We start from the raw sequence: 24,713 nt of genomic DNA, 5'->3' as shown, positions 1-24,713 counted from the left end.
ATAGGGCGTCAGGCGACATCTGATATCTGATCTGCCTTGGTGTAGACGAACGCTGCATCGTCCAGATCAATGTCGGGGAACTCCTTGCGTTCCGTCCAGTAGTCCTGGTTGTGCTGCCATTCGGGCTTGTCGCCGCGTTTGGGCAACAGATGCATGTTGCGCATGATGTAGCCGGGGTTGAAATTCTCGGTGTCGATCCAGTCAAGGATCGGCATGTCCTTGTCTTCGGGTCGCAAAGCGACCTCGACCTTCTTTGCGCCTTTTTGCTGCATCTTTTTCAGCAGGCGGCAGACAAAATCTCCCACCATGTCTACGCGCAGCGTCCAGCTGGCGCGAAAGTAGCCGAACACCCAAACCATGTTGGGCATGCCGGTAAACATCATGCCGCGATAGGTGACGGTCTCGTTGAACTTGATGGCTTCGCCATTGCGGGAGAACGCGATGTCGCCCAGCGCGCAGAGGTTGAAGCCTGTGGCGGTGATAATGATGTCCGCTTCCAACTCCTCGCCCGATTTGAGCAGGATGCCTTTTTCGGTGAAGCGCTCAATCTCGTCGGTCACCATGCTGGCTTTGCCGGCCTTGATGCCTGCGAACAGATCACCGTCCGGCACAAAGGCCACGCGCTGGCGCCAGGGGCGGTATTTGGGCGTGAAGTGCTTGTCCACGTCATAGCCTTCGGGCAGCAGTTCCTTCACCCCGTCGATCAGTTCCTGCTTCACAACTTCCGGCTCTTCAAAGGAGCGCCGCGTCAGCTCGGCCTGATTGTAGAGCACCGCCTTGCGAGTGATTTCGTGGATCCACTCTTCATCGATTTCCAGCAGCCGCAGCATGTCCGCAACTTCATTTTCGTTCCGCCCGGGTACGAAGTAGGTGGGCGAGCGTTGCAGCACGGTGATGTGCTCGCAGTCCGGCGCCATGGCAGGCACGATGGTGGCCGTGGTGGCACCCGAGCCGATCACAACCACCTTCTTGCCTTTGTAGTCGTAGTTCTCCGGCCAGGTCTGCGGGTGAATGATGTCGCCCTTGAACTTGTCCATGTCGGGCCAGTCCGGGGTGTAGCCTTCCGAGTGGCGGTAGTAGCCCTGGCACATCCACAGGAAGCCGCAGGTAAAGACCAAGTCTTCATTGGTATCGGTCCGCGTCGCGTGGATGGTCCACAGATTGTCCGCGTCGGACCAGTCAGCGGACAGGATCTTGTGCTGGTAGCGGATGTGGCGCTTGAGGTCGTTTTCCTCGATCACTTCATCCATGTAGGTGCGGATTTCTTCCGCCGTGGCGATGGGGTTGCCGGTCCACGGCTTGAAGCGATAGCCGAAGGTGTACAGGTCACTGTCAGAGCGGATGCCGGGATATTTGTGCATCAGCCAGGTGCCGCCGAAGTCTTCCAGCGCTTCGAGCACCACATAGCTCATGCCCGGGCACTGGTCCTGCAGGTGATACGCGGCACCGACGCCTGAAATGCCGGCACCGACGACCAGCACATCAAAATGTTGAGCCTTGGCACCTGATTTAGCCGCTGATTTGTCGAGTGTTGCTGTATCCGGCATGTGCTTCGTCCCTCTGAACGGCCATTGTTCGGCCTGTGTTGAGTTTCTTGTCTGACATGCAGTCTGGCCCATATTGACATTCTGTCAATTGACGCAGGTCAAGACCGACATCAGATATTTTGCGGCGTATTGTCGGCTTGAACGGGACAAGGACGCCTGATACCGGTGGGCCCATGGAAACTCTCACGATCCGACGCCCTGACGACTGGCATGTGCATCTGCGCGACGGCGCAATGCTTGAGTTTGCTGCCCGCTATACAGCGCAGCAGTTTGCCCGTGCCATTGTGATGCCCAATCTCGTGCCGCCGGTCACAACCGTGGATGCTGCCCGGCACTACCGTGATCGCATTCGCAGCGCGATCGGTGCCCATCACAGTTTCACACCGCTGATGACGGCCTATCTGACCGACGACATTGATGCGGACGAGATTGCCACAGGCTTTGAAGAAGGCGTGTTTGCGGCCTGCAAACTCTACCCGGCCAACGCCACGACCAATTCAGCGGCAGGTGTCACCGACGTCCGCAAGCTCGACCGTGTGTTTGACCGCATGCAGGCCATCGGTATGCCGCTGCTGATCCACGGTGAGGTGGTGTCGCCAGACATCGACATCTTCGATCGCGAGCATGTGTTCATCGATACGACGCTGGCGCCACTGGTGACGGACTTTCCAGATCTCAAGGTCGTGCTTGAGCACATCACCACGGAGGACTCGGTTGAGTTTGTGAGCGCTGCAAGTGACAAGGTGGCAGCAACGATTACGGCCCATCACCTGCGCATTGACCGCAATGACATGTTTGATGGCGGCATGCGCCCTCACGCCTATTGTCTGCCGGTTGCCAAGCGCCGCAAGCACCGTGAAGCGCTGCGCAAGGCCGCTGTTTCGGGCAATGCGAAATTCTTCCTGGGGACGGACTCAGCACCGCACCAGAAGCACGACAAGGAAAGCGACTGCGGGTGTGCCGGCATCTTCAGCGCGCCTGTTGCTATTGAAAGCTATGCGCAGACCTTTGAAGAAGAAGGCGCCCTCGACAAGCTGGAAGCATTCGCGTCCGAGTTTGGCCCGCACTTCTATGGCCTGCCGCTGAACGACGAGACCATTACCCTGGAACGCACCGGCCATGCGGTGCCCGACCTCATTGAAGACGCCGAGATTGCCATCGTGCCGTTTCACGCCGGTGAAACCATCAATTGGCGGCTTGCGCCCTAGCCCCTGCCTCTAAAGGGCCGCCCGCCGTTTGATTTCAGCGGCGATCAGCCACAGACGGTCCTGCCCCCAGACGGCCATGTCCGGTTCGCCATCGGGACCAGACAGGCGATAGCTGGGGACACCCCACAGGCCAAGGCCTTCCACCATCTCATCCTGATTGCGCTCAACCAAGGGCTTCCAGTCATCATTGCCGATGATTGTCCTGGCGTGCGCCCAATCAAGCCCGGCCCTCTCGACCGCCCGGCGCATCTTATTGTCTGTGTGCAGACCGACCCCTTCAGAGAACGCCTGCTTGAGGCCGGCGCTTAACAGGGCTTCGTCCTTGCCCTGCTCGATGGCCCAGGGCAGCAGCGAATAGAGCCTGCGCGTCGGCGTGCCGATGGGGGTGACCATAGGGCCGAAGGGTACACCCAGAAAGTCTGCCTCACGCTTGGTATCGAAAACGATGTAGGTGCCTTTCGCGCGGGTGGCCGGCACGCCGCGCATGATCATGGGCAATACCGGCTTGTGGTTGAAGCGGATGCCGCAGGTGTTTTTCAGGTCAATCGTCAGATCATAGATAATGGACGTATACGGAGAATTGAGCGACGGATAGAAATCCAGCGTCAGCTTGCTGGCGTCCACTCCGGACACATTAATCGCCGGACGGGGGACAAGATGCTGCGTGGCGCCCTGCCTGGCCAGGCCAAGGGACGCAAGCCGGTCTTCCAGATGGAACAGACGGTCCACACCCCAGTACCACTCGCCTCCATAGTAGAACATTGCCCCTGAATAGTGGCCCAGTTTGGCCAATCGATTTGACCCATCATCGAGTGCCTTGTTGAGGCTGCCGGACTTGGCTGCCGTCAGACCGGATGCATCGTTGCGCCACAGGGCGTCACTTGCATCCTTCAGGTGCTGAATGAAATCCGGTGCTGAGAGACCGGCAAGCATCTCGCCTGTCTTTTGCTGTGCGGATGCATCGGGCCGGGTTGCTGCCTCGGCTGGAAAATCCAGTCCCAGATGCGGGGCTATCAACTGCGCATCGCGCCGGGCCCAGACCGCGAGTTTTTCAAACTCCGGCTGGTTGCGACCACCGCTGGCACGAATGAGATGGGGGACGACGGTGACGTCATACTTCTCAGCGAAGCGCGCGAGGACCTGCGCCGTGAGGTGCGAGTAGGGATCATCAAGTTGATGAAAATACTCCACCACGTGGGGCGCCCCTGATTTCTGGCGCTGGGCTTCGACCTTGCCCCGCCGTTTCAACACCCGCTTCACATTGGTGACGGCGTCCAGCTGCCACCGCATGCCCCATCTGAACCAGGCGGGAGGATCGACCATGAGGGATGGGTTTGGATTTTTTTCAGGCTCAAGCACGCGACGTCTCCCTCAGGGCAGGTGAATCCAGCGCACTTTGCCATGGCAGGCATATTATGTCACTTCGCATGCCAATATCTGGGGCATGCCAATATATGGGGCATGCCAATATCTGGCGCATGCCAAAATGTGAGAAAAGCCAGTATAGGGGGTGCCGCCTCCCCCCTATTAACCTTGCTAGTTTTCAGCCTCTGCGAATTTTGGGACTATCTCAAAGTAGATGGTGCGGTGTGTTCAACGTGCATGCGCATCTGTCGCCGGTCCTGGCGGCGTCATGTGTCACCAAGGCAGGAAATTCACGCGGCAATGACTCGCTTCAAAACACTGGAGGCAAAATCGGTTCTGGCACAGGCTGAGATGTGGACTGATACGCACCCGCCGACACTGCTGACCCCGGCCGAGGTCTGGAATATGGCACTCCTAAGCACCTGCAACCTTGAGTCCTACAAGGATCTGGCGGGGATAAGAGGCGTCAGTGACCGGACGATTGCCGCACAAATGCGGTCCGCACGCCTGAAACTTGAGGCCAGGACAAATCTCTTTGCCGTCGCTGAAGCGCTCAGACGCCAGCTCATTCCCAGTTTCGAGCGCTGGGAACCCGGGCTTTCCCAAGCTCAGATCATCCCATTTCCCCTCGACAGGGCGCAGGCACATAAAGCCTGACGCCCCTGCCGCTCATCCGTGAATATGCGGCGGCGCGCCTGATTTGCTCATTGCGTCCTGGCGCGCTGTCTCGACCGTATGCCGCAGCATCTCTGCGGTGGTCGACATATCAAACTCTTCGGAGATGCGGATAAACAGCGCCAACACATCACGCATCTGATCAGCGGCTTCTACCGCTGTTTTGGGCCAGACGTTTTCTGGGTCCTCTTCAAAGTCAAAGGACTGTGGATTATGCGACCTCATGACGATCCTCCTGCGCAACAGCGGGTAGCGGCGTGGCTTTTGGCAACGGCACAAAGACCTGACCTTCAATGCCATTCCTGCGGCGAAGGTCATGGGCAAGGTGTGTGCTTACGGGGAAGTAGCCGGCAATGAACCGGCCATCGGGGAAGGACATGGTCGGGCCGTAATAGGTGACCGACAGGCCTGCGCCTTCCATCGATTTCTGGGCAACGCGCTGGTAGGTGACGAAGCTCAGGCGATCAACGCCATTGCTCACGGCCCATTCAACATTTGCGATCAGAAGCTTGAAGAACCAGCGGCGGTACTCTTCAACCGGCAGGGTTACGTCCACACCGGTGCGCGAGCCCTCAGCATCGGCGGCACTGCGCGGCAGCGGCACGGACTGAGCCAGCTCCGGCCAGAGCTGGGCCAGCATGTAGGGCTGATCGCAGGTGATCATGCGGCTTTGCGCACGAACGGTGCCGGTCTCGTCAATGCCGACGAGATAGCGCGCGGTCATGGTATCGAATTCGTCATATTCCATGCCCAGATGCTCGGGCACAGACCAGTCAGCGCCCTGGCGATAAAGCGCGTGGCGCAGCCGATGCATGGAAGCGTGAATGTCTTCGTGGGGAAAGGGCGCGGCGCAGCGTTGGGCTAAGGCGAACTCGTAAATCATGATTACACTCCGAAATTGGAGCGTGAGCATGACGAATAGCTTTAGATTTGAGACCTACCAGAACCGGTAGTTGGCATCAGCAATCCCGGTTTTCTGCGCCACCGCAGCGACAGCAACGCGGCTGCTGAGCTGCAATTTCCGGAAAATGTTCTTCTTGTGATAGTGCACACCATTTTCGCTGATGCCGAGGATGGAGCCGATCGTCCAGTCATCCTTGCCGGCCGCAATCCAGCGCATGACTTCCTGTTCACGTGCCGTGAGCTTGAAGGCCTTGAGCGTGTCCCGTGACCAGTTTTTGACCCGCAAGACATGCATCGCGCAGGTCATGGAGTAGATCGCCATCATGTGGTCACGGACATCCGCATTGCTGTCTCCGCTGACGGACACAGCACCCTCGTAGCCACTGCCGACAATCAATGGCGCGCTGACGCCATGTTTGAGACCCGCATCGGCGGCATCGGCCATAAAGGCCCGCTGTTCGGGCGTCTCAACCGGGCAGTCCGACCAGATGAAGGGCATGGGATGAACAATGGAGTGGGCTACGACGGGATCAACCTTATGCAACCCGCCGTAGTAGGCGGAGAGCCAGTCATCGGAGAAAGACGTGCTTTCAACCAGATGCTCATTGACCCGGCCCGCTTCCTGAGCCCGGATTCCGTACATATGCTTGTCAAAGCCGAGGTCAGACATGGCATTGGACCAAACGAGAACCTCCTGGCTCTCATCCGCAGCATTGCCCAGCTTTTCCAAGTAATCAGCAAACATACTTTCAGTTTACCAATCTTTTGGGAATTCTCCAACTACGCCAATGACTTGGGCATTTTCAACCGGTAACTAGGTAAACAGTTCAGTTAGGCTTGTTTCATCAGGCCGACAGCCCTGAACGCCATGGGTGCAAGGGCGGTCATGTAGAACCCAAGAATCAGCGCACCGATAATTCCGGCTGTGGCGTCACCGATGCCAAGGTCCCCGGCCGTCGCTTCTATGCCGGCGCGCAGGGCAAACAGCACCACAATGCCGCTCACGGCCATGACGATCATCTGCCACCAGGCCGGCCGGGGGCCGCGATCAGGCGCGAGGCGTTTGTCCAGCGCAACACCGGCCAGCCACCCGGCGAGCAGGAAAACAACCGTCAGTGTCACAGCTGACCCTGTATGCACGGCTGCCCCAGCGGCCTGCGAGGCCGCAGGCCATACGGCAGCAATGATCGGCACAAGCATCGCGATCAGGACGAGCTGGATGATGACCGAGTCCCTCAGCGCCTGTGTCAACGTATTGTCCGGGCGGGTCAGCCAGAAAAAGATCGCAAGGGTGGCAATGCCAAGCGCGGCCCCGGTGAGCACGTCGTCAATATCGTGGACGCCCAGATAGAGACGGGAAAAGCTGACACCAAAGGCAAGGATGATGCAGACGACCCAAACCCAGGGGCGCTGGATTTCGTAGGCGAGCCACAGCCACATGGCCACGGCAATCTGTGTGTGGCCGGACGGGCGCCCGGGTGACCCCGTGACGCGTCCATCCAACTGGATGTCTGCGCCGGGGCGCGGGTCCTGCCAGAAATCCTTGAACCAGCCATTGACCACGGCCGTGATGGCCACAAGCGCCGTCAGCCGAGTGAAGATGTCGCGGTCCCAGAGCCAGTATCCAATTGGCAGGAACATCAAGAAGAACGGCGCATAGCCCATCCAGGTGAACCCCTGCGCGATGGGCGTTGCCCAGTCGCTGCGCAGCGGCAGCACCCAATCCATTGAATAGAGAATGTTTTCCAAGACGTCGGTCCCCGGTTGGCGCGGGGACATTCATTCAGTTGACCCGGGCGCTCTTATTGCTTTTATTGCCGCCCCGGCGCTTGCGTGCACGCCTCAACCAAAGCCGATGATCTCTTTCATCTTGGCCCGGTCGATTGTCAGGACGTCCCCACCCTTCTTGAGATAGCGCCGCCATGCAACTGCAATTTTGTTCTGCTTGGTTGTGGCCAGCGGGTGGACGCGGGGATGATAGCGGCTGGAGAAGGTTGGCAGGGAATGCCAGACCATCTGCCCGAAAGTGGCAAACACGAACCACGTGGCCTTCACAGCGCTCACGGGGTTTTTGAAATAGCCTTCGACCCTGGCCATGTGGAAGTAGGCTGCCAGCGCCTCCTTGCCGATATGGGTGAGGGCTGTGAGAATCATGTATTTGCGGTACCACTCATGATCGCCAAACAGTTCCTTATAGACCTCGAAGGCCACCGCGCCGTGTTCTACTTCTTCGACCTGATGCCAGACCCACAGGGCCTTGATGGCGGGATCTGAGTCCTGCATCCACTTTTCGTAGTTGGCGAGGATGATCATGCCCGCCAGGAACGTGAAGGTCTCGTAGCCAGCGGTGAAGCCGACTAGCTTTTTCAGGGAATCTGTCTTGGCGTGTTCCGTGAAGTATTTGCGCGCGCGCTCATCAAGTTCGGACACCCGGGGATACCGGTCTGCCAGCAGCTTGTTGAAGGTGAGGAAGTTCTTTGCGTGATGGGCTTCCTGGCCGGTGATGGCGCTCATGTCCGCGCGCAACCGCTCGTCAGTCACATGCTTTTTGGCCGTGGACATGGAGCGGATCAGATAGCGCTCGAAATACGGCACATGGACGCCGAAGGCGTTCAGGTAGATGGCGAATTCCGGGGACGTCTCGCTCCAGACCACCTGTGACGGCTCCAGCTTTTCCACCTCGAAATCAAGCGGCCGGACAATGATGTTGTCCATCGGATGTTCAAACGGGGGATGCTCAAAAGAAGCGTGCTCGGCGTCGCTCAGAGTTTCCGTTTCGTGCGCAGACATTGTGTCTCTCCGGAGGGGATTTGAACCTTACGCAATACTGGGTTTGGGCTACTTGGTGTCATCAGCGGCAGGCAGGTTCCGCAGCATGACAACCACAATCACCATCAGCACAAAGGCTACAATGAAGGCGGGCATGAAAGCGATGGGTGCCGCCCAGTTGGCTTCGCCTACGGGATTGTCGCCAAGCGACAGACCCTTGTTCGGCGTCAGAATACCAAAAATGTAGAACAGCGCATTGCCCCAGATGGTGCACACCAGACCGATGGCGATGTTGCGTGTGGCCTTTTCACTCAGGGTGAGCAGTGGGATGAGCAACGCGAAGATGATCGCCATCAGGCCATTCATGATGTTGCCCACATGGACGGCGCGCCACTGAGCCGGGTCACCGGGAATGACGTAGCCGAAGGCCAGCGGTATCGGTGACAGGGAGATCTGACCGAGCACGGCAAACAGAAGCATGAAGCCGCCCACAAGGCCCAGGAACAGGATGATCAATCCGTGTTGCACCAACAGGCGCTGATAGCTGGTCATAGTCATTTCCCCCAAGTGTCCGTTTTTCCGGACTTGCCGACAGTTTGGACTGCCGATCGTTCAGCTGGCCACCGGCCAAAAATGCGGATATCAACTACGCACTTTATCCCTCAAAACAAGATCCCGCAATAGGCCTTTGTTCTCGGGCAGTTAGCCACCCCTGCCCCGGATGCTTCATTTAGTCGCAATTGATAACCATTCGCATTGTTATTGCAATTCATTCTCAATTGTGTGAGACCCGGCGCAGTACCGGGGGCGCTGGGCCGCCGGAATGTACGTGTCCGGGGCGTCGCCCCGGGCTGGCTGACTTGGGGGACAATCAGACAATGATTGCCAAATATCGGATTGCCGTTAATCGACTGACTGCTCTGGGCGCGCTTCTTGCCGCGGCCAGCATGGTCTCTGCTCCTGCACAGGCAGAAGAAGAGCTGTTTCCGCGTATCGAGGGTGAGATCCCCATCGAAATTCAGAACGACTACACGTTCGATGCGGACAACAATGCTGAAGAGCTGAACGACACCTACGCGACCATCGAACCTGCCATCAGCATCCGGTTTACGGAGCTGTTCTCGCTCGAAGCAGGCCTCGTGCTTGAGCCGGTGCTGGACCCTGATCCAAACGACGACCGGTTCTTTGAGGATGAAGGCCTCTTCGTCGAGACACTTTTCCTGCAGTTTGCAACGGACGACTTTTCGATCTTTGCCGGCAAGTTCAACCCGACCTTTGGCGTCGCGTGGGACATTGCCCCGGGCCTCTACGGCACCGACCTTGCCGAGGACTATGAGCTGACAGAACGCGTCGGCCTTGGCGGCAGCGTGACACTTGGCAACGAGCAGACCGGGTCACACACGCTCACCGCCAATACGTTTTTCGCTGATACGAGCTTTCTTGCTGAATCCGTCATCACCAAGCGTCCGCGCAGCTCCAAAGCCTCTGGCGGTCCGAGCAACACGGAAGACCTGTCGTCCTTCTCTGTCACCCTTGATGGTGACCTGGCCTTCATCGGCGAGGGTATCGGCTACCACATTGGCGCCGTCAGCCAGGAAGGTGGCGTTGGCAATACCGAAGACGAATTTGGTGTTGCGGTTGCCCTGTTTGGTGAGTTCGCCATCGGTGACAACACATCGGTCGGTCCTGTTGTCGAATATGTGCATCAGTCTGACGCTGGCGCCATCGCGGAAGACCGTGACTACCTCACCCTTGGTGTTGGTGTAACGCACGGCCCCTGGAACTTCGCGGTCAGCGACACGATCCGCACCATCGATCCAGCCGGCGGCGGCGACTCTGATGACAATCAGATTCAGGTGTCCGGTGGCTATGCATTTGAAAACGGTCTGACCTTTGACGTGGGCTACAAGCACCTCGAAGCTGGCGGCAGCGACGCCAACACGCTTGGTGCTCTGCTGACCTACACCATTCCGTTCTCAGCCCCGTAAACCACAGATCATTCAGGAGCACTCCACATGAAAACGACTTTTCTGAATTTTGCTGCGGGTTTTGCAGCACTTGCCGCAAGTAGCCTCACGGCACAGGCAGCAGCACCGGCAAAAGACGCCATCCTTGCGACCTACGCGGACATTGCGCAGGCGGGCTACGAGGACTCCGTTACTCTGGCAAAGGATCTCAAGACGGCGGTTGATGCCCTTGTGACCAATCCGTCCGAAGAAACGATGACGGCCGCCCGCGACGCATGGGTGGCATCCCGTGTGCCGTACATGCAGACCGAGGTTTACCGCTTCGGCAACCCGATCGTTGATGATTGGGAAGGCAAGGTGAATGCCTGGCCGCTGGACGAAGGTCTCATCGACTATGTGGATGCGTCCTATGGCACCGGCTCTGAAGACAATGCGGCCTATGTGGCCAATGTCATCGCCAACCCAGAGCTGACAATTGGTGGCACCACGCTTGATGCCTCAAGCATTGATGCTGACCTGCTTGCAGACACCCTGCATGAAGTCGGCGGGATCGAAGCCAATGTGGCCACCGGGTACCATGCGGTGGAGTTTCTGCTGTGGGGTCAGGACCTGAACGGCACGCAGGCTGGTGCCGGCGCGCGTCCCTGGACCGACTATGCATCGGGTGATGCCTGCACCAACGGCAATTGCGACCGTCGTGCTGAATATCTCACGACATCCACAAACCTGCTGATTGCTGACCTTGAATGGATGGCAGACCAGTGGAGCCCGGAGGGCGAGGCGCGCGCGGATCTTGTGTCCGACGGTGTGGACAGCGGCATAGCCCGCATTCTCACAGGCATGGGCAGCCTCTCCTATGGTGAGCTCGCCGGTGAACGGATGCAGCTTGGTCTGCTGCTTCATGATCCTGAAGAAGAGCAGGACTGCTTTGCGGACAACACGCACAACAGCCACTACTACGATGCTCAAGGTGTCTTGAATGCCTACACAGGCAGCTACACGCGCATTGACGGTACCCGGATTGAAGGCGCGTCAGTGTCTGCTCTCGTGGCAGCCAAGGACAAGGCTGCTGATGCCGCGCTGCTGGCCAGCCTCGACGCCACAATGGGTGCCATGGCTGCCATGAAAGCGCGCGCTGAGGGGGGTGACGCCTATGATCAGATGATCGGTGAAGGGAATGATGAGGGCAACGCCGTTGTGCAGGCTGCCATTGATGGCCTGACATCCCAGACAAAGGACATTGAAGCTGCCGTGACCGTGCTTGGTCTCGAGCCGATTGCTTTTGAAGGGTCTGACAGCCTCGACAGCCCGGACGCTGTATTCGAATAATTCTCACACCCCATCAGGACAGTAGCTTCACAGGCCAGGGTGTGAAGCGAAGCATTTTGACATGACACATAGACTTCGCGTTCTCTCCCTTGCCGCAGCAACAGCCGGTCTCGCTCTTTTGAGTGGGGCCGGTTTTGCGTTCGTGGCGCCGGCCCAGGCCTATGACGACCAGGACCGGGCCAAGGTCGAAAAAGTCACCACGCCGACCACCGACTTCTCCAAGCCGGAACCTTTTGAACGGCGGCCTACGGGCGAAGCCACGACATTCAAGTTTCCCAATCGCGATGCGTTCTCCCAGCCGTCTGCCAATATGGCGTTTGAAAGGCAGTTGGATTTTCAGATCGGCAACGGCATTTTCAAGAAGGTCTGGGTGTCGTCTCCCAGTTCCACGCAGTCATCAGACGGGCTTGGGCCCCTCTTCAACGCGCGCTCCTGCCAGCGCTGCCACCTGAAGGACGGGCGCGGCCACCCCCCTGCAGACGGCGAGGCCGCGGTCTCCATGTTTCTGAGGCTTTCCATTCCTCCGCAAACGGATGAAGACCGCGAAGCACTGGCGAGTTATCTCGCCAATGTCGTGCCCGAGCCAAGCTATGGCGGGCAGCTACAGAATTTCTCCATCCAGGGTCAAATGTCTGAAGGTGAGATGGTGGTCACCTACACGCCCAAGCCGGTGACACTGGCTGACGGCACCGAAGTCGTGCTGCGCGCGCCAACCTACGCTGCCGCCAATCTCAATTACGGCCCCATGCATCCCGACGTCATGATGTCGCCGCGCGTAGCACCGCCGATGATCGGTCTGGGCCTGCTGGAAGCCATCAAGGATGAAGACATCCTGGCCCATGCTGACCCGGATGATGCAGACGGCGACGGCATTTCAGGACGCGCCAATCGGGTGTTCAGCGTTGAACGCAATGAGGTGGCTCTTGGGCGATTTGGCTGGAAAGCCGGTGAGCCCTCTGTCGCCCAGCAATCCGCAGGTGCCTTTCACGGCGATATCGGCATCTCTACGCCGATCTTCACATCCCATTTCGGGGATTGTCGCGCAGGGGCGCAGGATGCCTGCCGCAATGCACCCCATGGGGGCACGGCGGATGGCCGGGTGACCGAAGCCACGCCGGACATGTTTGATCGGGTGGTGTTCTACAGCCGCAACCTTGCTGTTCCCGCCCGCCGCGACATTGACGAGCCGCAGGTGCTGGCGGGCAAGGAACAGTTTTATGGCGCGGGGTGCGCCTCCTGCCACATACCCAAATTCGTCACGCGGCGGGATTCCATCGGCGAGGAACAATCGTTTCAGCTTATCTGGCCGTATAGCGATCTTCTGCTCCATGACATGGGGGACGGGCTGGCGGACAATCGTCCTGAAGGCGTTGCTGGTGGTAACGAATGGCGCACGCCGCCGCTGTGGGGCATAGGTCTCACGCAGGCCGTCAATGGGCATACTCAGTTTCTGCATGATGGCCGTGCCCGCAATCTGCTTGAGGCGATCCTCTGGCATGGCGGCGAAGCACAGGCGTCCCGTGACGCTGTCGTTGAGATGGATAAGGACGAAAGAGAAGCCCTGCTTGCGTTCCTCAATTCGCTCTAGCATCCCTTCGGTTGCCGGACGGAGGGGGCACCGGTTTGGCCAACAAGCTAACAGAGGCCAGCGGTACTTCAGGCGCGCCGTGCGTCGGTCAGCATGCCGCCGATCAGTCTGTTGATCACGACTCTTCAGCCAGTTCCCGGCGGCGGAGATATACCAGCACGTCAGCCACGCGGGCTGCGTGCTCCTTGATGAATTCATCCGTTGTCGGATCAACATCGAACAGCGCGCGGCACTCATACTCGACGTCAAAGACCAGCGTCGCGGCTCCAATGGACATGTAATAGGTGTGCGGGTCCGCCAGAAGTCCCACCATTTCCTCCACCCATTCGAACCGGTCTTTGATGAAGGTCGCAATCAGATAGTCCAGCCGCCAGCTTGGCTCGCGCCCTTCCTGAATAATCAACCGATTGAGCTCGGGGGTTTCCGCGCTGAACCGCACAAAGGCCGTAATGACCGCCCGCAGGCGTGCTTCTTCGTCCAGATCCTTGAGCATCGGTTCCAGCGGCCCGAGGTGCTTTGTGAACCGGTCGAGGATGTAGCCGACAACCGCCTTCCACAGACCTTCCTTGCTTTGAAAGTGGTAGGCCACTGCGCCGCGCTGAACATCCGCCTCCAGTTCAAGCGCCCGTACAGACACACCGTCATAGGACCGCGTTGTGAACATATGCAGCCCGGTGGTCAACAAGGCCTCACGGGTTTCTTCCGCCCGCTGCTGGGGACCACGCTGACGCGATGCCTGTCTGGGGGCCGGTTTGGGGGCCGGTTTGGGGGCCGGTTTGCGTGTTTGTCTGATCGCCATTGTATTCATGCCACTTGACGTATTTATAAATCATAATTATGTCAACTGCCGTAATTAACAAACCCACAAAACCGGGCGGGAGACGGCAATTGGCACAGGACGCACAACGGGCAGACTTTTCGGTCGCTCAGAAAGTCATCCACTGGCTCATGGCCATCATGATCATGTCGGATCTGGTGATTGCCCAGAAGTTCGGGGATGTGATGACCGATGCAGATCGCTTCGAGTCGCGCGGTGATCACGCTACCATGGGCACCATCGTGGCGGTGCTGTTTGTCATCCGGCTTTATCTGCGCTGGAAGAACGGCGCGCCCGCTTTGCCGGCGGAAATGGCAGACTGGCAGAAACTGCTGGCGCATGTGGCGCACTGGGCGCTGTATATTCTGATCGGCTGGCTGATCGTGTCCGGCGTTCTGTCTGCCATGAATGCCAACTCCGTCGTTGCCCCGTTCGGGCTGTTTGCATTTGGAGACGGCGTCGGCAATCTGGAGAGCTTCGGCTTCTTCCGGTGGTTCCACGACATTGCGACCAAGGCGATCATTGCCCTCATCGCGCTGCATATTGTGGCCGCGCTCTATCATGTCATCATCGTGCGCGACGGCGTCACCGGCCGCATGCTGAAATTCTGGAAGAGCGAAAAAGCGGCCTGACGCCCCCCCGGCTCGGCTTCATTATCACCGCATGAAAGACAGGGACATCACCCATGGTTGTACTGCTTGAAGAAGACATCCAGACCAAGGAAGTTCTGGACTGGAAGGGATTGCACCTCTTCCACTTTTCCGGTTCTACATGCTCTCAGAAAACCCGCATCTTTCTGCAACTCAAGGGCATCGAGTGGACAGGCCACCACCTCAACCTGGCCCGCAAGGAACATCACACCGCCTGGTATATGGGCATCAACCCGCGCGGGCTTGTGCCGACATTGATCCATGACGGCAAGGTGATCATCGAGAGCAACGACATTCTTGAGTATCTCGAGGCGCAATTCCCGGAACGTCGCCTCATCCCTGTCGACAAGGCGGAGGAAATCCGCGCCCTGCTGAAGGCGGAAGATGATCTCCACATGGACATCCGCGCCCTGACCATGCGGTTCATGTTCCCGTCCTTTCTTACCAAGCGTCCGGAGTCCGAGCTTAAAAAATATGAGGAACTGGGGTCAGGGACAGTCGAGGGTCAGGTCGACAGTCACAAGCAGGCTGAACTCAAATTCTGGCGGGACATTGTCGAGCACGGCAAAGTGACGGACGACCAGGCGGCGCGAGCATTCAACCATTTCCGCACGGTCCTCAACGGATTTGACAAGACGCTTGCTAACCACCCTTTCCTGACCGGTGGTGAAGTGACCCTCGCCGACGTCGCCTGGTACATCTACGCACAACGGTTGATCAGTTCGAGTTATCCGCTCCACAAACTGCACCCTGCGGTTGGCCAATGGTTCGATCGCCTGCATAGTGACCCGAGCTTTCGTAATGAAGTGCCGTCTGGAGGCCCCATCGGCGCCATCACGACCCTTCTCCACGCGGCCCAGACCGTTCGAGGCACAAGTCTTCAGCGTGTCGTTGCAAAAACTGCATAAGCGGCCAGACCAATACAGGACCACCTCCCAATGACACACTTCACCGACAAGATCGTCTGGATCACAGGTGCCTCTTCGGGCATTGGTGAGGCGCTTGCCAAATCATTTGCGGCTGATGGCGCCCATATCATCCTGTCGGGCCGGCGCGTTGATGCATTGCAGGCGGTCGCAGACCAGCTGCCGACGGAAACGTTGATCCTGCCGTTTGAAACCACGGACTACGCGGTGCTGGAAGCCAAGGTTGCGGACGCATGGGCGTGGAAAGGCCGCGTTGATATTCTGGTCAACAATGCCGGTGTCAGCCAGCGCAGCCTGGCCATCAACACCGCGCCGCAGGTTTATACCGACCTGATCAATATTGATCTGATTGCGCCTATCTGGCTGACGCAGCTGCAGCTGGCAAAGATGGCCGAAGCGGGTGGCGCGCACATCATCGCCATCAGCTCGGTGGCTGGACGCATCGGCGCGCCCCTGCGCACGGCGTACTCAGCCGCCAAACATGGGCTTATCGGCTACATGGATGCGCTGCGCACGGAAGTTGCCGCTCGGCACAACATCAATGTCACGAATGTTCTGCCGGGGTCAGTCGCAACCAACGTCTCACGCAATGCGTTTACGGCAGACGGCTCAACGCGGGGCAAATCGGACGATGCCATTGAGGGCGGTGATGATCCCATGGATTGCGCCAAGGCCATTCTGGATGCGGTGAGGAACAACGTACCGGAGCTGCTTTTTGCAAGCGGGATGGAACTGGAAGCTGCCAAGCTTCGCCAATCAGACCCCGACCAGCTGTTTGCGCTCACACACCAACTGGGCGCGCAGATTGCCGAACAATACGAGTCCGGCGACGACTCCTGACAGGCGATGCTCGGTTCTTACGGCTATTCGACGATGGGGTTCACCAGTTCTCCCAGATAGTCAGCGGTGATGGTCATGGTTTCACCAGGCTGCAGATAGTTGCCCTGTGCCATGGCGCCGGCGATGTGGCGCTCGATCACCCAGTGGGTCAGGGGCTTGTTCCACCCGCCCATGAGCCAGTCAACGACACCCATGACCATGGCCATGCGGTCAATACCCTTGAACACGGTACCGTCCGGTGTTCCGGCCAGCACACCCGTGCGCGCAGGCACAACTCCGTTGGCGATCGGCAACCCGACCTGGCGGCCCTCATAGTCCCAGGTGATATCGGCACGATCCGCAGACTGACGAAGGATTTCGTCGAAGTCCCAGATGGCCAGAGACTGTTTCGCGGACTGTACGAGGTCACTTCCGCGATAAAGCATGAGATCGACCTCCGGGGCGAAGCTACGCAGATTGCGGGGAATGACGAAGAGGTTGCCGATGGGCAGGTAGCCCGGCGCACTCTTGCCAGTTGTGAAACCATCGCCGGACGTCACGTCGGAAGGATTGAGGTGCCGCATCAGTTTGGCACGATCCGTAACGTCATTGCACAGAACGAGACCTGCACTTCGGGGGCGCGACGTAATGTCAAAATCCTCCAGCGCGACGAAGCAAAGCTCGACTTCGTAATCGAGAAGCGCGACACCTTGCGACACCGGTGCATTGAAGGCTGTGGGCACAACCTCCTTTGCAAAGAGGAAAGGTCCATCTTCAACTGTAGCCTCTTCTGCGTGGGCGGGAAAATTGGTGCCGACGGCAATGTGGGACGCGGTCAGGTCCACGGGTAATGTCAGGTCTTCAACAGCGACGTCGAGCTCAGCCCCCTGGGCAGCTATGAGGGCGTCATATCCCTGCGCTGCAAAAAGGGTGATCGGGTCATCCGCATCTGCGCCAAAACCATCGGACAGATTGATGCCGCTGACGCGACCGTTCGCATAGGACGAGACGAGCATCAGCTGATAGGCCCCGGGCGATCCGACACGGGCGAAGGTCAAAGCCACGTCGCGGGGCGCAATGGCCACCTCAGCTGCGGCTGGATGAGACAGAACCATAAGAATGCTCCAGATGAAGATCAGTGTTTTGTACATGGATATGCTCCTTGGCTTTGGGCCTAAGCATTGGCCAGGAGCCAGACGCCTGTTGAGTTGAGCAGGACGAAGATCGTCGCGCCGAACAGGTTTGTGTCCACCAGATATATCTTTCCGAAGATATTGAACCGGAATGGCTTGATGCCGTTCACGTCCTTCAGGGCACCATCAAAGATCGACATGGTGGACAGGGTGACAAAGAAGCTGGCCATCCAGATGTAGTTGAGAATGGCTGCAAGCCAGATGTGGGTGATGTAGTCCGGCGACGGCATCCACAACAAAAAGAGAATGACCATGGACACGCCGGCCTGGCTCAACACCTGCCACACCACATGGAACCTGGCGTGCGGCGTCCATGCAGGGTTGGTGGCATGCGTCTTGTTGAAGTCGGCAAACATCGGGCCGACGGCGATGGCAAAGCCAATGAATGAAAAGATGATACGCGGCACAAGTGTCTGGTCGTAGAGAGTGTCCATTGTCTTTCTCCTAGATGAGACCGGCGTATGAGCCGCCGTCGAGTTGAAGGTTCTGACCGGAAATGAATCCGGCCTGGGCACTGCACAGGAAAGCGCAGGCGTCGCCGAATTCTTCCGGCTGGCCCATACGTTTGGCGGCGATGGTTTCGCAGATTTCTGCGCGGGCCTCGTCGCGGGTAATGCCCTTTGCAGCCATGGCAAACTGCGCCATGCGCTCCTGCCGGTCGGTATCAAACCGCTCAGGCAGCATGTTGTTGATGGTCACGTTGAAGGGGGCTGCATCCACCGACAGGCCCTTGCACAGGGCCGTCAGGCCGGAGCGCGCAGCGGTGGACAGGCCCATATAGTAATTGGGTGACTTCACCATTGCGGAGGTGATGTTGATGATGCGCCCGAACCGGCGCTCCTTCATGCCGGGGATCAGTGCCTTGATCATGAAGGCGGGTGCCAGCATGTTGGCGTCGAGCGCCGCCTGCCAGTCTTCCAGCTCCCACTTTGTGAATTCACCGGGAGGCGGGCCTTCATTGTTGGTCACCAGAATGTCTGCATCCGGGCACGCAGCGACGAGCGCGTCGCGGCCCTCCGGCGTGTTGAGATCACCCACAGCGGCCTGAATGCGGCTGCCGTCCACGCCAGCCTCAGCGGCAATCTGCGTGCGCGCTTCGTCAAGAGTGTCCTTGTTGCGGCTGTTGATTGTAACGGCTGCTCCTTCGCGCAGCAGCGATACGGCGCAGGCTCTGCCAAGACCGCGCGACGACGCACAGACGATGGCCTTGCGGTTTTCCAATCCAAGGTTCATGCGTTTTCTCTCGCGTTGATGGATAGAGCGGACGCCAGGGCATCTTTGAGAAGCTGTGGCGTGTTGTCTTCAGCACCGGTGAAGCGCGCGGCGATGTGTCCATCAGGGCGCACCAGCACGGCCCCGGTTTCGGGAAGGCCGGTCCTGGCCTGCCAGTCAAAGCCATCGTCGCCAAAGTCTGTGCCCTGCTGGCGCGATAGAATGTCGGGGCCCGCATCCTGAAAAGCGCCATTGGCCTTGGGGCCGGTCAACAAGGTGAATGTGTCAATGGCCAGCATGTCGTAGGTGGAGACCGTCTTGCCGTTCTGCAAAACCCAGTGATGGGGAACGTGCTCACCGATGTTCCAGCTTGGCTGAAACTGGCTGGTTTCTATGTCTGCAGCCGGCGGCAACGGGTCTGCTCCCTTGAGCACTTCAGACGCGTAGCGATATCCAATTTGCAGATTGAAGCTGTCAAAGTGCGGGCGCTGTGCCTCCACGACATCCGGCAGGCCTGCAACCTTTGATGGGTCCGCGCTTACGGCCGCGTAGTGTTCCGCGGTCTTTTCAGGATCCAGCCCATGCAACAGGATAATGAGATCAAAAATCTTTGACGCGTTGGTCAGGCTTTGTTCGGAATTGATGCGGGCAATGGGCTGACGCTCGGCTTCATAGGTATCGAGCAGCTCCGGTGACGCCTGACCCTTGAGCACGGCGGCGAGCTTCCACGTCAGGTTCTGGGCGTCGCCTGCCCCGGTGTTGAGACCAAGTCCACCGGTCGGCGGAAAACGATGCGCCGCGTCGCCGACGAGAAACACCCGTCCCTTGCGGTAGTTTTCAGCCACCTGCGCCGACATGGCCCAGGACCCGATATTACAAATGTCGATCTGAACTTCGGCCTGCCCGATGGCCTTGGCGACCAGATCGCGGCACCGCGCTTCGGTGTAATCCGCTGCAGACTCGGTTGCCGGGTCATAGCCGTGCATCAAGACCCATGTATTGGCCCGGTCATAGGCGATGAGGGCGCCCTGCGTATCCGGGTCAAACAGGAAATACAGAACGCCGGGGCGCGCATCGGTGAGGGACCGCAGGTCAGCTTCGAAGTGGATGGTGATGAAGTTTTCGAGGACTTCGGGACCATCCATTACAATGCCAAGGGCCTGGCGCGTGGGCGACCCGGCCCCATCAGCGGCAATGACATAGGTGTAAGACTTTTCAACCGTATTGCCGGTCTTCCCGTCTTCAATCGTGACGCGGACACCGTCGGACGTCTCAGACAGGTCCGTACAGGTCGCGTTGCGGCTGAAACTGATAAGGGGGTCGGCAACCAACGCCTTTTCAAGTGTCGCTTCAAACTTTGGCTGAGGGATGTTGGTCAGGGGGAACGGGGTATGCTCCAGCGCCCCCTCATCCTGACGTTCATAGGGCAACGCGCCAAACTCAGGCCCGGTGAGTTTGCCCATGAAGCGGACCCAGCCTGCATCATTGGCGGACGCGCCGGCGGCGCGGATGGCCTGAGCGTCAATGCCAAGACTCTGGCAGATTTCCAGAGTCCGTGCGTTGACCGCATGCGCCTTGGGGGCTGTGCTGATGGCACTGCGACGATCAATAATTTCTGATGCGATCCCCTGCCGAGCCAACGACAAAGCCGACAGCTGACCCGCAGGACCGGCACCAATAATGAGAACAGGTATATCTGACGTCATGGACCCCTAGCCTTCACCACATCCATTAATGAGATAACTCTCATTTTTGAGATAACTCTCATTTATCTGGTGAGTCAAGCTGAAATCGTGCATAATGGTGGCAGTATTCGTATGGAGGTTTCAGTGCAGGCAGGATTTTTTGCGCAAGCGGCCGTGGCCGGCGGCAAACGGGACAGAACGCAGGCAGCCCTGCTTGATGCGGCTATTGCGGTCATCGCACGCAAGGGAATGGAAGCCGCGAAGATCAGTGACATGACGGAGGCTGCCGGACTTGCCAACGGCACGTTCTACAATCACTTCCAGACAAAAGACGACATTCTGAAGAAGGTCGCCCTCAAGATCGCGTTCGAGGTCAGCCGCCGACTGGATATGGAGATGGCGGAGCTTGAAGACGGGCCTTTGCGCATGGTCACAGCGACCTCGCGTTTCGTCAATCTGATGCTGGACTCGCCCGATTGGGCTGCGGTTCTTCTGGACAGCAAAGCACTTATCTCTGATCGGCCCAAAGAAGCCTTTCAGTTCCTTGCAGCTGATCTTGAACGATGCGTCGAACAAGGCGCGATCGATGAAAAGATCGATCCGTTTACCCTCGAACAGGTCGTGTCCTTGATACGCACGGGCATTGAAAGCCAGTTGAAGAACGGCCGCGATGCTGATCTGACGCGCCGCCTGTGCCTCAACATCCTGCGGATGCTCGGCATGACCCGCGCAAAGGTCATGCGGGTGATTGACAAGTACGAGAGCAATAGCGCGTCGATCGCATCGTGAGGTGGACGTCTAGCTGGCCTGTTAGCTACTAGGGGGCATAGGCGACCGGGTGGGTTGGCAGGTTCAGGATTTTCGCCGCCTGCTCAGGCGTCGCGATGGGGCGGTCATAGCGTTTGGCCACCGCGACCACTTCTTCCACCAGCTCGACATTGGTCGGGCAACGGTCGCCGTCATAGGGCTCAAGACCAACCTGCACATGCCCGCCGCGTTTGATGGCTTCTTCGGCAAGGCCGCAGCCGACACAATCATCGCCAAAGCTGGAGACCAGCCACGGCAGGGTGCACTCCCCCATCATGCCCAGATAGGCGTCAAGGCTCACAGCTGAGGGCGGCAGGCCGAATGGCAGGTCCATTGCGCCGAAGTAGAATTTCAGCATGCCGCCTGGCGGCATTTTTCCGGCCCGGTCATAGGCCAGAATGAACTTCAGGAAGCCGGGCTCGAATATCGAGATGCTGAGACCGATATTGAGACGGCGACAGGTCTCCACGTAGTAGCGCGAGTCGCGCATGTCGTTGCGGTAGAGATAGGTGCTGGGCGCAAACAGACCATCCTCCCCCATCACCGATGCATTGAATGTGCCCGGGTCACACAGCCCCTGAGCGAGCAGGCCTTCGTTGGCCATGTGTTCCACATGGGCGTAGCGGGTCTCAACAGAGACACCCTCCTGCCCCACCGGCATGGTGGGTGTGAGGATGGCGTCACCGCGAATTTTGAGTAGCTCACGCCACGGCCGTGCATATTGCTCCGGGTCCAGAACACCGGTGCCGCCAATGATCGGCTCCTGCGTATGATTATGAATCAAAGCAGCACCGGCTTCCATGCACGCCACCGCATCGCGCACGATTTCCTCGTCGCTATAGGGAACGGATGGATTTTTTGTCTTGCTCGTTGAGCCGTTCAAGGAGGCTTCGATGATCAGCGGCAAACCCGCCACATTGGTTTCTGTCAATTTTGGCTTCCTGCTGGTCCTGCGTCGGGCCTACGGCCACTCCCGATGTGACAGATGAGACCACACACACCAGCGCCAGACAAATGAAGCGCCAGACAAATGATCCGATTGCTATTTGGCCAGGTTGCCGCATACCGTTTGCATACAAAATCTTCAATGCCGTCGCTTTGCCGCAAAGTGGGTGGCGGCAGAACAGTGTGCATCGGCTGCCCATGGCACGAAAAACAAAGACGACGAGGACCGGCGGGCGTTCACTGTCCGTGGATCAACTGCAGTCTCTCGACAGCATGGAAGGCCTTGTCCTTGTAGAGGAAACGGCAACGCCGCGCGGGTTTGCCAGACTGCCCAAGGGCGACCTTATCTATGCGGTCTATCCGGGTCTGCTTGTTGCGGCCACGATCGGGCTGGCCTCAACCTGGCTGGCGACGCGCTATGATGCGCCCGTTATGCTGTTTGCTCTGCTGCTGGGCATGGCATTCCATTTTCTGCATGAAGACGGCCGGTGTCTTGCGGGCATCGAGTTCGCCTCACGCACCGTGCTGCGCATTGGTGTGGCACTTCTGGGCGTGCGCATCACCCTTGATCAACTGGCCGGGCTTGGCACTGCGCCTGTTGTCATTGTGCTGGGGGGCGTTGCGACCACGATTTTTCTTGGCTGGGCGTTTGCCAGGGCATTGAAGCTGCATCCCACCTTCGGCGTCCTCTCAGGGGGTGCTGTTGCCATATGCGGGGCATCCGCAGCACTGGCGATTGCCTCCGTCTTGCCCAAGTCATCCCGGCTGGAAGCTGACACCATTCTCACGGTGGTTCTGGTGACCGCGTTTTCAACGGTCGCCATGGTCATCTATCCAATCTTCGCGGAGTCGTTTGGCATGAGTTACGCGACCGCTGGTATTTTTCTCGGTGGGACGATCCACGACGTGGCGCAGGTGGTGGGTGCCGGCTACACGATCTCGGATGAGACGGGAGAAATCGCGACCTATGTGAAACTGCTGCGCGTCGCCATGCTTCTGCCTGTTGTCTTCATTATCGCCGCCGTTGTCAGCGCTACCCAAGGACCGGTGGGCGAGACGCGCGTCCAGATACCCTATTTCCTGATCGGGTTTGCGGTTCTTGTGCTCGTCAACAGCACCGGCACGATCCCCGAAGATATCCGCGTCCTGACGGCAGATGCGTCGCGCTGGTTTCTTGTCACGGCCATAGCCGCGCTGGGCATGAAAACATCCCTGCGCCAGGTTTTTGCGGTCGGGTGGAAACCCATCGGTCTGGTCGCGGTGGAAACAGGCTGGATCTTTGTTTTCGTGATCGCCGGGATTTATTTCCTGGCCTAGGCCGCGTGGCTTTGCATCGATGGGCCGACCCTGACGTCTTCAGGCACTCGTCCAGTTTCTGGCCACAAACTCTTTGATGATGCCAAAGGACTCCTGTTGCTTGTCGCGCCATGTGGCGTGCCCGCATCCTGCCATCCGCGCAAACTGAACGTCTGCCGATGTCAGAGCGGCGACAATATCTTCAGAATCTTCGATGGGCGTGATGGGGTCTTCCTCACCCGCAAGGACCAGGACGGGACAGGTGACACGGGCGAGATCAGTCAGCAGATCCATCGTGTACCAGATGCCGGTGTCGGGCTGGTGGAAAGCCCGGGCCAGTTCCTCGCGATAGATCATTCTTGCGGCCGCGTTGGGGTCCTGAGGGGTTTGCGAGTAAAGCGGCATGCAGTGTTGGTTGAAGGCCTGAACCGCGTCGGGTGTCAGGTCGGTGGTGAGCAGCGCACGGGCTGCCTCTTCCGCCGGTGCGCCGCCCAGACGCTTGAACACGGCGATCGAACGCTCGGTGTTCATTTTGGCCTGGGTGCCGGCAAACACCACACCGCTTGTGGCGTCCGAATACTTGATCGCATAGGCCTGGGCGACGAAGCCGCCACCGGATATGCCAAGCACGAAGGGCTTTTCGATGCCCAGGGCCCTGGAGAAGTCAGCAACGTCGTCCGCCCAGTGCTCCAGTGAATAGTCTGAGGGGTCCGGCAAACCGTCGCTGCGTCCAGCGCCAGGCAGGTCAAGATAGATGACCTGCATGTGGTCACGCAGGTCCTTGAACCAGGGTTTCATGGCCGCATGATCGGAAATGCCCGGCGCGCCATGGATCGCGATAAGCGTTGGTTTTTCGCGCAGGACCGGTCCATCCGGCGCCAGTTTTTCACCATCAACATCAAAGAAGATGCGGCGACCTTTCAGCTCAACGAACATGAGCGTCTCCAAAATTTATGACCGCCACTGTCTACCACAAACGAGCTGCGTGACACGGGGTGGCACATGCCGACCA

General features: G+C 58.6%; 25 protein-coding genes. 10 read left to right on the top strand and 15 right to left on the bottom strand.

Going from position 1 to position 24,713, the window contains the following annotated elements:
• Positions 1–8: 8 nt before the first annotated feature.
• Positions 9–1,547, bottom strand: a complete 1,539-nt coding sequence (locus BN1012_RS02475; protein ID WP_043948401.1) for a flavin-containing monooxygenase — start codon at positions 1,545–1,547, stop codon at positions 9–11.
• Positions 1,548–1,720: 173 nt separating this feature from the next.
• Between BN1012_RS02475 and pyrC the strand changes: the two genes are divergently transcribed.
• Positions 1,721–2,755 carry a dihydroorotase gene (gene pyrC, locus BN1012_RS02470; RefSeq protein ID WP_043948400.1) on the top strand — a complete coding sequence of 345 codons (1,035 nt, stop codon included), beginning with the start codon at positions 1,721–1,723 and terminating at the stop codon, positions 2,753–2,755.
• A 9-nt stretch (positions 2,756–2,764) separates the two neighbouring features.
• On the opposite strand, the gene BN1012_RS02465 is transcribed toward pyrC, so the two are convergent.
• Complete coding sequence (locus tag BN1012_RS02465) at positions 2,765–4,114, bottom strand: DsbA family protein (RefSeq protein ID WP_043948399.1); 1,350 nt, start codon at positions 4,112–4,114, stop codon at positions 2,765–2,767.
• Between the two features lie 306 nt (positions 4,115–4,420).
• Between BN1012_RS02465 and BN1012_RS02460 the strand changes: the two genes are divergently transcribed.
• The gene (locus BN1012_RS02460) at positions 4,421–4,777 is read left to right on the top strand and encodes a helix-turn-helix domain-containing protein (RefSeq protein WP_043948398.1); all 357 of its coding nucleotides are present in this window, start codon (positions 4,421–4,423) and stop codon (positions 4,775–4,777) included.
• 12 nt (positions 4,778–4,789) lie between these two features.
• Here the strand turns inward: BN1012_RS02460 and BN1012_RS02455 are convergent, their stop codons facing one another.
• The 6 genes from BN1012_RS02455 to BN1012_RS02430 form a co-directional block, all read right to left on the bottom strand.
• A complete protein-coding gene (locus BN1012_RS02455) occupies positions 4,790–5,020 on the bottom strand; it encodes a hypothetical protein (protein ID WP_043948397.1) in 231 nt (76 codons plus the stop codon).
• Entirely contained in the window at positions 5,007–5,678 is a 672-nt protein-coding gene (locus BN1012_RS16550) for an acyl-homoserine-lactone synthase (protein WP_052534398.1), read from the bottom strand. The genes BN1012_RS02455 and BN1012_RS16550 overlap by 14 nt, the downstream gene beginning before the upstream one ends.
• 54 nt (positions 5,679–5,732) lie before the next feature.
• Positions 5,733–6,443 (bottom strand): helix-turn-helix transcriptional regulator, encoded by a 711-nt coding sequence (locus tag BN1012_RS02445; protein ID WP_043948396.1) that lies wholly within the window; start codon positions 6,441–6,443, stop codon positions 5,733–5,735.
• Positions 6,444–6,529: 86 nt separating this feature from the next.
• A complete protein-coding gene (locus BN1012_RS16545) occupies positions 6,530–7,447 on the bottom strand; it encodes a phosphatase PAP2 family protein (protein WP_171815889.1) in 918 nt (305 codons plus the stop codon).
• A gap of 93 nt (positions 7,448–7,540) precedes the next feature.
• Complete coding sequence (locus BN1012_RS02435; RefSeq protein ID WP_043948395.1) at positions 7,541–8,488, bottom strand: metal-dependent hydrolase; 948 nt, start codon at positions 8,486–8,488, stop codon at positions 7,541–7,543.
• A gap of 48 nt (positions 8,489–8,536) precedes the next feature.
• Positions 8,537–9,019 carry a styrene oxide isomerase gene (locus tag BN1012_RS02430; protein WP_043948394.1) on the bottom strand — a complete coding sequence of 161 codons (483 nt, stop codon included), beginning with the start codon at positions 9,017–9,019 and terminating at the stop codon, positions 8,537–8,539.
• Between the two features lie 326 nt (positions 9,020–9,345).
• Between BN1012_RS02430 and BN1012_RS02425 the strand changes: the two genes are divergently transcribed.
• From BN1012_RS02425 to BN1012_RS02415, 3 genes are all read left to right on the top strand, one after another.
• Complete coding sequence (locus BN1012_RS02425) at positions 9,346–10,455, top strand: hypothetical protein (protein ID WP_043948393.1); 1,110 nt, start codon at positions 9,346–9,348, stop codon at positions 10,453–10,455.
• A gap of 27 nt (positions 10,456–10,482) precedes the next feature.
• Positions 10,483–11,763: an imelysin family protein gene (locus BN1012_RS02420; RefSeq protein ID WP_043948392.1), complete on the top strand. Its 1,281-nt coding sequence runs from the start codon at positions 10,483–10,485 to the stop codon at positions 11,761–11,763.
• A 61-nt stretch (positions 11,764–11,824) separates the two neighbouring features.
• Positions 11,825–13,351 (top strand): di-heme oxidoreductase family protein, encoded by a 1,527-nt coding sequence (locus BN1012_RS02415; RefSeq protein ID WP_043948390.1) that lies wholly within the window; start codon positions 11,825–11,827, stop codon positions 13,349–13,351.
• Between the two features lie 115 nt (positions 13,352–13,466).
• Here the strand turns inward: BN1012_RS02415 and BN1012_RS02410 are convergent, their stop codons facing one another.
• Positions 13,467–14,150 carry a TetR/AcrR family transcriptional regulator gene (locus BN1012_RS02410; protein ID WP_171815888.1) on the bottom strand — a complete coding sequence of 228 codons (684 nt, stop codon included), beginning with the start codon at positions 14,148–14,150 and terminating at the stop codon, positions 13,467–13,469.
• 89 nt (positions 14,151–14,239) lie between these two features.
• Between BN1012_RS02410 and BN1012_RS02405 the strand changes: the two genes are divergently transcribed.
• Genes BN1012_RS02405 through BN1012_RS02395 form a run of 3 tightly spaced genes read left to right on the top strand, consistent with a single transcriptional unit; the run spans position 14,240 to position 16,584 of the window.
• Positions 14,240–14,800 (top strand): cytochrome b, encoded by a 561-nt coding sequence (locus BN1012_RS02405; protein ID WP_171815887.1) that lies wholly within the window; start codon positions 14,240–14,242, stop codon positions 14,798–14,800.
• A 53-nt stretch (positions 14,801–14,853) separates the two neighbouring features.
• Positions 14,854–15,726, top strand: a complete 873-nt coding sequence (locus BN1012_RS16540) for a glutathione S-transferase family protein (protein WP_052534392.1) — start codon at positions 14,854–14,856, stop codon at positions 15,724–15,726.
• 30 nt (positions 15,727–15,756) lie between these two features.
• Complete coding sequence (locus BN1012_RS02395) at positions 15,757–16,584, top strand: SDR family NAD(P)-dependent oxidoreductase (protein ID WP_043948387.1); 828 nt, start codon at positions 15,757–15,759, stop codon at positions 16,582–16,584.
• 23 nt (positions 16,585–16,607) lie between these two features.
• Here the strand turns inward: BN1012_RS02395 and BN1012_RS02390 are convergent, their stop codons facing one another.
• The 4 genes from BN1012_RS02390 to BN1012_RS02375 are packed head-to-tail and all read right to left on the bottom strand — an operon-like array spanning position 16,608 to position 20,674.
• Positions 16,608–17,714 (bottom strand): fumarylacetoacetate hydrolase family protein, encoded by a 1,107-nt coding sequence (locus tag BN1012_RS02390; protein ID WP_043948385.1) that lies wholly within the window; start codon positions 17,712–17,714, stop codon positions 16,608–16,610.
• Positions 17,715–17,737: 23 nt separating this feature from the next.
• Positions 17,738–18,190: a DUF6640 family protein gene (locus tag BN1012_RS02385; protein WP_043948384.1), complete on the bottom strand. Its 453-nt coding sequence runs from the start codon at positions 18,188–18,190 to the stop codon at positions 17,738–17,740.
• A gap of 10 nt (positions 18,191–18,200) precedes the next feature.
• Positions 18,201–18,989, bottom strand: a complete 789-nt coding sequence (locus BN1012_RS02380; protein WP_043948382.1) for an SDR family oxidoreductase — start codon at positions 18,987–18,989, stop codon at positions 18,201–18,203.
• Positions 18,986–20,674: an FAD-dependent monooxygenase gene (locus BN1012_RS02375; RefSeq protein WP_052534389.1), complete on the bottom strand. Its 1,689-nt coding sequence runs from the start codon at positions 20,672–20,674 to the stop codon at positions 18,986–18,988. Before BN1012_RS02375 ends, BN1012_RS02380 begins: the two co-directional genes overlap by 4 nt.
• A gap of 123 nt (positions 20,675–20,797) precedes the next feature.
• On the opposite strand from BN1012_RS02375, the gene BN1012_RS16535 reads away from it, so the two are divergent.
• On the top strand, positions 20,798–21,442 hold the full coding sequence (locus tag BN1012_RS16535; protein WP_171815886.1) for a TetR/AcrR family transcriptional regulator: 645 nt from the start codon (positions 20,798–20,800) through the stop codon (positions 21,440–21,442).
• 28 nt (positions 21,443–21,470) lie between these two features.
• On the opposite strand, the gene BN1012_RS02365 is transcribed toward BN1012_RS16535, so the two are convergent.
• Positions 21,471–22,391: a beta-keto acid cleavage family enzyme gene (locus BN1012_RS02365; RefSeq protein WP_043948381.1), complete on the bottom strand. Its 921-nt coding sequence runs from the start codon at positions 22,389–22,391 to the stop codon at positions 21,471–21,473.
• Positions 22,392–22,603: 212 nt separating this feature from the next.
• On the opposite strand from BN1012_RS02365, the gene BN1012_RS02360 reads away from it, so the two are divergent.
• On the top strand, positions 22,604–23,722 hold the full coding sequence (locus BN1012_RS02360) for a YeiH family protein (RefSeq protein WP_244442932.1): 1,119 nt from the start codon (positions 22,604–22,606) through the stop codon (positions 23,720–23,722).
• Between the two features lie 39 nt (positions 23,723–23,761).
• Here BN1012_RS02360 and BN1012_RS02355 read toward each other — a convergent pair whose 3' ends face one another.
• Positions 23,762–24,637, bottom strand: a complete 876-nt coding sequence (locus BN1012_RS02355; RefSeq protein ID WP_043948379.1) for an alpha/beta fold hydrolase — start codon at positions 24,635–24,637, stop codon at positions 23,762–23,764.
• Positions 24,638–24,713: the final 76 nt, after the last annotated feature.

The organism is Candidatus Phaeomarinobacter ectocarpi (assembly GCF_000689395.1).
In the GTDB taxonomy this organism is placed as follows: domain Bacteria; phylum Pseudomonadota; class Alphaproteobacteria; order CGMCC-115125; family CGMCC-115125; genus Pyruvatibacter; species Pyruvatibacter ectocarpi.
Note: the sequence above shows the minus strand (reverse complement) of the source record. Positions and strands in the feature narration are given on the sequence as shown.